The following is a 6,174-nucleotide window of genomic DNA, read 5'->3' as shown; positions in this document are numbered from 1 at the left end:
CCGCCCCCCCCCCCCCGCCGTTGCCGAGCACATCGGCGGCCTTCCACGGCTCGGTGGTGAAGGGCAGTTCCGCCGCCCGCGCGAGACCGTCCCGTACCGGGCCCTCGGGCGTGGCCTCCGCGACCGCCGCCACGGAGAGTTCGGACCGTACCGACAGCGCAGCCGCCACGGCGACCGCCACCGCGCCCGCTATCCCTTGCGGATGGGCGTGCGTCACCTCGGCGGAGCGTACGGCCTGCTCGGCGACGTGTGCGAGGTCGGCGGCGAACCAGGCGCCGAGCGGCGCCACCCGCATCGCCGCGCCGTTGCCGAGGCTGCCGCCCTCGAACAGCCCGGGAGCCAGAGTGCGCCAGCTTTCCGGCTCGGCGAGCAGGGCCGGCAGCAGCGTGTGCATACCGTGCCCGTAGCCACGGGCCGGATCCGCGTCGTAGGTGAGGGCGAAGCAACTGGCCAGCCGGTCCTGGTCGATGGCGCTGTGCTCATGGAGGACGCGCAGGACCGCGAGGGCCATCGCCGTGTCGTCCGTCCAGTGCCACTCCAGCTCCTGCGGCGTGAGCCTGGCCTTGATCTCCGCGTGGGCGCGCGGGCGTTCACGGAAGAGCGGGAACCAGCGCTCGCCGAAGGCATCGCCCAGCGCGAGCCCTTCGAGACTGCGCCGGGCCGCCGCTCGGTCGGCGGGAACACGGTCGGCGGCTGTGTGTGGGGTGGTCATAGGGGCCATCGTGCCTCCCGAGGGCGCGTGATGCGCCATATTCGGAGTCCGCGGCCGTCGACGCGCTGATGGCGTACGAGCGTCCGGACGGTCCTGTGGCCACGCCGGCCCGCCGCGTGATCCCCAGAGTGAACGGCGCCGCACGGCTCCTGGGCCCGGTCTGAGCGAGACTGGGCCCGTGAGAAGCGAAGACACCCTCTTTGTCGGCGGCCCGATGGACGGGCGCGTACTGCCCGTGCTGACGGGACCGACCGGGCATCCGCCCAAGTGGTACGAGATCCCGGTGCCCGACGCGGACGGCGGGCCGCCCACCGTACACACCTACCGGCGCGCACCGGCGAGCTACAGCAAGCGCCTTGGGCTACAGCGCGGATGGAAGTACGAGTACATGTCCGCGGGCCGTGAGCGCCGGAGGCTGAAATGGCCCTGGTCAAAGCCGGGCGGTCCCTCACGCGGGTGATGCTGTTGCGCCAGCCCGCCCATTAATGGGCTATTCGTACGTCATCTCACCTCATCATCGCCTAGTGCTGGACTCTCCATTCCGCAACCGGAGGTGATGATGTGTCAGGAAGAATGGTACGCACGGCCTGTACGGCGGCACTGGCCACCGCGACGGTCCTCGCCGGACTGCCCTTCGCGTCGCACGCCGTCGCGGAGCCGGGCGACGACACGGCATCGGGCTCCTCGGCGTCCGCGTCGGCGTCTCCTTCTCCGTCCCGGGACAAGAGCAGGACGGACGATCCGGATTCCGAGGACCCAGAAGCTGATGGGGCATCAGAAGCCCCGGAGGACGGCGAAGACGGAGCCGTCGGCGCCGGAGCGCCCGCCGACACTGCCGCCCTCGACGCCGCCGCCCTGGAAGCTTCCCTGGACGCCTCTCCGCCACGAACCGTCTCCGAGATGCTGAGCCGCCTCCGGCTTCTCTACCGGCAGGCCGAGCAGGCCACGGAGTCCTTCAACGCCACCGAGACCGAACTCGCCCGGCAGCGCGCCGAGACCAAGCGGCTCACCGCCGCCCTCGCACGGGCCCGTACCGCCCTGGCCCTGAGCCGCGGCGACGCGGGCCGGCTGGCCCGTCGGCAGTACCAGGGACAGTCCGAACTCTCCAGTTATCTACGGCTGTTGCTTGCCCGCGATCCGCAGCAAGCCCTGGAGGAGAACTATCTGGTCAGGCGTGCCGCACGCACCAGGGCCCATACGCTCGCGCGGCTCGCCGCCACCGAGAAGCGCGCCGCGGCCCTGACGACGGCGTCCCGCGAGGCCCTCGGCAAGCAGCAGGCGCTCGCCACCAAGCAGCGCAAGCAGCGCGACATGGTCAAGTCCAGGCTCCTGGACGTCGAGAAGCTGCTCGCCTCGCTCAGCGGCAAGCAGATCGCCGCGGTGGCCGCGCTGGAGAAGGCCGGTACGGACGAGGCCCAGCGCGAACTGCTCGCCTCGGGCGCGCTCGGTGAGGGCATCGGAAAGGGAGCGGCAACACAGGCGGGCGCGCCCGGAGCACCGGGAGCGCCCGGAGGCGAGGCGGGCAGAGCGCCCTCGGCCAAGGGCCGCGAGGCGGTGCGCTACGCCGTCGAGCAGATCGGCAAACCGTACGAATGGGGCGCCGAGGGACCGGACACCTACGACTGCTCGGGACTGACTCAGCAGGCCTGGGCGCACGCCGGCGTGAACATCCCGCGTACCAGCCAGGAGCAGTGGGACGAGCTTCCTCAGGTCTCGCTGCGCGAGCTGAGGCCCGGCGATCTGGTGATCTACTTTCCCGAGGCCACCCATGTGGCGATCTATCTCGGCGGCGGGATGGTGATCCAGGCGCCTCGCCCGGGGGCCCGTGTCAAGGTCTCGCCGATCGCGGCGAACCCGCTGCTGGGCGCCGTACGGCCGGATCCCGAGGCCCGCTCGCTGAATCCCGGCGCGTACTCACCGCCGGAGCTGCCCGAGGGAGCCATGGACGGCGCGGACACCGGCTACAACCAGGGCTGACGCACGAAAGGCATGGGAGGCACGAGAGGCACGGGAAGCTGAGCGGGCACGACGGACGGCCCGATCAGATGCCGGCCGTGCCCTTCACGCCCCCGCGCCCACCGCGCCCGAGACCTCCGCCAGATACGCGTTCGTCTTCTCGGGCTCGTAGAAGAAGTTCTCGAAGTCGGCCGGATCGTTGAAGCCGTTCGCGAACCGGTCGGCCACCGGCGGAAGTCCGCCCGCCGCGCCGATCAGATTGAGGACATGCTCCGGCGGTACGCCCAGCATCGCGTTCGTCCACTTCGTGACATGCCGCGCGGTCTCCCAGTAACGGTCGAACGCCGTCTGCATCCATGCCTCGTCGAACGGCCGGTCGCCGTGCGCCACGATCGACTCCAGATACGAAGCGGCGCACTTGGACGCCGAGTTGGAGCCCTGTCCGGTGATCGGGTCGTTGGCGACGACGACATCGGCGACACCGAGGGCAAGACCGCCGCCGGGCAGCCGTCCGACCGGATGGCGCACGGTCGGCGCGTACCGTCCGGCGAGCGTGGCGTTGGCGTCCGTCAGCTCGACCTTCGTGGCGCGCGCGTACTCCCAGGGCGTGAACCGCTCCATCAGCTCCAGGGTGAGCGAGAGATGCTCGGCGGGATCCTTGATGCCCCGGAAGACATCGAGCGGACCGCCGGGCACGCCCTCCCAGAACAGGATGTCCGCGCGGCCGGAGGTGGTGAGCGTGGGCATGACGAACAGTTCGCCGACGCCCGGCACCAGGTTGCAGCGCACGGCGTCGTAGTCCGGATGCTCGGGACGCGGGCCCAGGCCGTGGACGTACGCGACCGCGAGCGCGCGCTGCGGTGTGTCGTAGGGAGAGCGGGAGGCGTCGCGGCCGAACATCGAGACCAGTTCGCCCTTGCCCGCGGAGACCAGCACCAGATCGTACGTACGGGAGAAGTAGTCCAGGTCGGAGACGGCCGCGCCGTGTATCACCAGCTGGCCGCCGCGCTGCGCGAAGGTCTCCATCCAGCCGGCCATCTTGACGCGCTGGTCGACGGACTGCGCGTATCCGTCGAGCGTGCCGACCCAGTCGACGGCACGGGTGGAGTCGGGCCCGGTGACCGAGACGCCGAGACCTTCGATCCTCGGCGCCTGCGACTCCCAGAAGCCGAGCTGGAGATCACGCTCGTGCTGGAGCGCCGTGTGGAACATGCACTGTGTGGACATGACCCGGCCGGACCGGATCTCGTCCGCCGTGCGGTTGGACATCAGGGTGATCTCGTAGCCCCGCGACTGGAGGCCGAGGGCGAGCTGAAGCCCGGACTGGCCGGCTCCGACGACGAGTATCTTCCGCATGGCGGGTTCTCCGATTGCGTACGTGATGCGAGTTCGAGCTTCGGGACGCGGCGGGCGCCCTCGGCCCGCCGGGCGCTATTCCGGCGAGGCCGCAAGCGCGTGGCGTACCAGCGTGAGCATCGACTCGACGACCGTGATCCGTTTGCGCGCGTCCATGATCAGTACGGGAATCTCGTCCGGAATCGTCAGCGCGTCCCGTACATCCTCGATGTCGAACGGCTCCGAGCCCTCGAAGTGGTTGACCGCGACGACATAGGGCAGCCCGCAGCTCTCGAAGTAGTCGAGCGCCGGGAAGGAGTCGGCGACGCGCCGCGTGTCGACCAGGATGACGGCGCCGATCGCGCCGCGCACCAGGTCGTCCCACATGAACCAGAAGCGCTCCTGGCCCGGTGTGCCGAAGACATACAGCACCAGGTCGTTGTCGAGCGTGATCCGGCCGTAGTCCATCGCCACGGTCGTGGTGACCTTGTCGGGCGTGGCGCTGAGATCGTCGGTCTCCGCGCTGGCCTGCGTCATCAGGGCCTCGGTCTGGAGCGGCGGAATCTCCGAGACCGTGCCGACGAAGGTCGTCTTGCCGACGCCGAAGCCGCCCGCGACCACGATCTTGGTGGCGATGGGCGCACGCGTGCGGTCCAACTGCCATGCCTTGAGCTCTTCTTCGGGCTCGGTCACGAACGGCGGGGCCATGACACCGGAGGCGGTCGCGCCCGAGGCGGTCACACCCGGTGAGGCCACGCCCGGTGAGGCCACGCCCGAGGCAGTCATACCCGAGGCATTCGCACCCGAGACCTTCGCACCGGCGGTGGTGACACCAGCGGCAGCGGTGGCGTCAGAGACGGCGGAGTCCACTCAGCACCCTTTCCAGCAGCGCGTGGTCGGGCTGGCCGGTTCCGTACCCGGTCCCGTACACACGGATCTTTCCCTGGTCGGCCAGGTCGCTGAGCAGCACCCGGACCACTCCCAGCGGCATCTTGAGCAGTGCCGACACCTCGGCCACTGTACGCATGCGCCGGCACAGCTCGACAATCGCCCGCATCTCCGGCATGACCTTGGAGGACGCCCCGCCGTCCGTCAACTCCTTGCGCTCGTCGGCCGCTTCGATCGCGGCGACGAAGGTCTCGACGAGCAGGACGTGTCCGAAGCGGGTACGTCCGCCGGTGAGCGAGTACGGACGGACCCGGGCCGGCCTATGATCCCCGCCCCGTACGGGGAGCCGCCTGCCCGGTTCGGTGGGCGGCGTCATTTGGCGCTCTCCGTCGGCTCCGTCGGCTCCGTCAACTCCATCGACTTGCGCAACTCGTCGCGGAGCTCCGGCGTCAGCACATGTCCGGCGCGGCCGACGAACAGCGCCATGTGATACGCGACCACACTCATATCGCAATCAGGTGTGGCGTGCACACCCAGCAGCGAGCCGTCGCTGATCGCCATGACGAAAACGCTGCCCTCCTCCATGGCGACCATGGTCTGTTTGACCCCGCCGCCGTCCATCAGCTTCGCCGCTCCCACGGTCAGACTGCCGATGCCCGAGACGATGGTGGCCAGATCGGCGCTGGAGCCGCGAGGGCCCTCCTGACGCACGGTGGTGGCCGCCTCGGTGTTCAGCCCCGGGTCGGAGGAGAGCAGCAGAAGTCCGTCGGACGAGACGACGGCGACCGAGTGGACTCCTGGCACCTCCTCGACGAGATTGCTCAACAGCCAGTGCAGGTTACGGGCTTCGCTGCTCAGTCCGAATGTGCCGGTCGCAGTCAACTGCGTGCCTCCTCGACTGTTTCCCCCGCCTCATCGGTATGTACTTCGGTCCGCGCTGCGGGCGCTGTCTGCTCCGTGAATTCGGCCTCGACATCGCGTCGGCCTTCCTTCGCGCCTTGGTGGAAGCCACCGAGCCTGCGGCGCAGGGCTTCCGCGTCGACACTGCCGGTGCGCTCGGTGGGCGCGGCGGCGGGTGTGACGGTTCTCGGGGTGCGCTTGGGCAGCCCCTTGCCGGTGATGCGCTCCCGCCGAGGAGCGGTCAACTCGCCCGGCTCGGAGCCGATGTGCGTGTCTGCGGCGGTGTCCGGCTCCGGGGTCAGAGCCGGGGCCGGGTCCGGAGTGGCGGGGGGGGGGGGGGGGGGGGGGGGGGGGGGGGGGGGGGGGGGGGGGGGGGGGGGGGG

General features: G+C 70.3%; 8 protein-coding genes. 2 read left to right on the top strand and 6 right to left on the bottom strand.

Annotated features, from left to right (window positions below):
• Positions 1-712, bottom strand: a 712-nt coding sequence (locus GA0115259_RS13915) for an ADP-ribosylglycohydrolase family protein (protein ID WP_093595948.1), incomplete at its 3' end; no start/stop codon positions are given.
• Positions 713-890: 178 nt separating this feature from the next.
• Between GA0115259_RS13915 and GA0115259_RS13910 the strand changes: the two genes are divergently transcribed.
• Positions 891-1,172 carry a hypothetical protein gene (locus GA0115259_RS13910; RefSeq protein WP_093595945.1) on the top strand — a complete coding sequence of 94 codons (282 nt, stop codon included), beginning with the start codon at positions 891-893 and terminating at the stop codon, positions 1,170-1,172.
• A gap of 101 nt (positions 1,173-1,273) precedes the next feature.
• Entirely contained in the window at positions 1,274-2,689 is a 1,416-nt protein-coding gene (locus GA0115259_RS13905) for a C40 family peptidase (RefSeq protein ID WP_093595942.1), read from the top strand.
• An 84-nt stretch (positions 2,690-2,773) separates the two neighbouring features.
• Here the strand turns inward: GA0115259_RS13905 and GA0115259_RS13900 are convergent, their stop codons facing one another.
• From GA0115259_RS13900 to GA0115259_RS41765, 5 genes are all read right to left on the bottom strand, one after another.
• Positions 2,774-4,024 (bottom strand): styrene monooxygenase/indole monooxygenase family protein, encoded by a 1,251-nt coding sequence (locus GA0115259_RS13900; protein WP_093595939.1) that lies wholly within the window; start codon positions 4,022-4,024, stop codon positions 2,774-2,776.
• Positions 4,025-4,099: 75 nt separating this feature from the next.
• The gene (locus GA0115259_RS13895) at positions 4,100-4,711 is read right to left on the bottom strand and encodes a GTP-binding protein (RefSeq protein ID WP_176732539.1); all 612 of its coding nucleotides are present in this window, start codon (positions 4,709-4,711) and stop codon (positions 4,100-4,102) included.
• 142 nt (positions 4,712-4,853) lie between these two features.
• On the bottom strand, positions 4,854-5,267 hold the full coding sequence (locus GA0115259_RS13890; protein ID WP_093595933.1) for a DUF742 domain-containing protein: 414 nt from the start codon (positions 5,265-5,267) through the stop codon (positions 4,854-4,856).
• On the bottom strand, positions 5,264-5,773 hold the full coding sequence (locus GA0115259_RS13885) for a roadblock/LC7 domain-containing protein (RefSeq protein ID WP_093595930.1): 510 nt from the start codon (positions 5,771-5,773) through the stop codon (positions 5,264-5,266). The genes GA0115259_RS13890 and GA0115259_RS13885 overlap by 4 nt, the downstream gene beginning before the upstream one ends.
• Positions 5,770-6,036, bottom strand: a complete 267-nt coding sequence (locus GA0115259_RS41765; protein ID WP_370747722.1) for a hypothetical protein — start codon at positions 6,034-6,036, stop codon at positions 5,770-5,772. Before GA0115259_RS41765 ends, GA0115259_RS13885 begins: the two co-directional genes overlap by 4 nt.
• Positions 6,037-6,174: the final 138 nt, after the last annotated feature.

It is taken from the genome of Streptomyces sp. MnatMP-M17 (assembly GCF_900091995.1).
In the GTDB taxonomy this organism is placed as follows: domain Bacteria; phylum Actinomycetota; class Actinomycetes; order Streptomycetales; family Streptomycetaceae; genus Streptomyces.
The sequence above is the reverse complement of the archived record's forward strand: the minus strand, read 5'-3'. Positions and strand labels throughout refer to the sequence as shown.